General features: G+C 52.1%; 1 protein-coding gene. It reads left to right on the forward strand.

All coding sequences use genetic code 11. The features are described 5' to 3' along the window. Positions 1 to 852: site-specific integrase (locus NOM06_RS20780; RefSeq protein ID WP_255913031.1), on the forward strand; the 852-nt coding region annotated here is incomplete at its 5' end. Positions 853 to 1,208 lie beyond the last annotated feature (356 nt).

Genomic DNA, 1,208 nt, shown 5'->3' on the forward strand with positions numbered 1-1,208 from the left:
GAGCGTTCACATTGGTCCGGAAATGGTGTTCACGTTGAACCGGAATCGGTGTTCATGATCGGCCGGAATATGCAGTTTGGAAGCCGTCGTCTAAAAACACTGGATCGCCAAACCATTGTGGCCTTCCAAAGACGACTTGCTGAACACCTCAAGCCCGCCACCGTGAACAAGATCTTGTCTGCCCTGTCGAGGATGCTGACCTTGGCCGTGGAGCACGGATACCTCTCTGTCTCACCGATGAATGGGTTACGGCAACTCAAAGAAAATAATGAACGCAAGCGGATCCTGAGCCTTGATGAACGGTCACGTTTTATCGATGCATGTTATGCCCAAAACTCGGAAGCAAGTCGGTCGCTATTACTGTCTCTCTACACAGGGATGCGAATTGGGGAGGTGTGCTCCATAGAACAAGCCCACTTGCACCTCGATGAGGCTTACCTGATCCTGCCTACGACTAAGAATGGATTACCTCACCAAGTGGCCCTGACGTCTCATGCCATCAGGCTCATCGAAACACAGCAATTACTGGTCAACAAACAGAGGTTCCTTTTCCCCTCCTCCCAATCCTCTTCAGGGTACATGAGCTACCCACGGCATGCCTTTCAGCGGATTTGTGCTACAGCAGGGATCAGTGACCTTTGCATTCATGATCTCCGCCGAACCTTTGCCACGGAACTGATGCTACAGACGGGTGACATTGCCATGGTTGCGCAGGCCCTGAACCACTCATCACTACAGATGGCGATGCGATATCAGCAACGCACCACGACCCACTTACTCCCTCATATCAATGCCACTCAACAGCAATGGCTCTCTGAAGACATACCACAGCCCACAGTGTGTTGCAGTTGAGTTGCGCAGAACACCACCAAGACCCATTTGTAACCAAAACATACAAAATTCCGCAATGCATGTGTTGTCAATGCTTTGGGGGGTCAACTTCTGAATACTGCAATCCAGTCGCACGAACAGGCAAACGAGAGGCAGTGATGGACGGTGTACATATGTTGACACGAAGCGAGTTAGCGCTGCGGTGGCGCATCTCAAAAAGCTGGCTGGACAAGCAAATGATCATCGCACCCGAGACGCTACCCGCATTTGTCACCATCGGGCGGCAAACCCGGTTCCCACTTAGAGCCGCTAACAAAACCTCTCAGCGAAGCGCGAGCAGATCACGGCGCAAGCCAGCGTCAGTAACGCAAGGTGGA

Source organism: Aeromonas sp. JL9 (assembly GCF_024436075.1).
GTDB lineage: Bacteria > Pseudomonadota > Gammaproteobacteria > Enterobacterales > Aeromonadaceae > Aeromonas > Aeromonas veronii.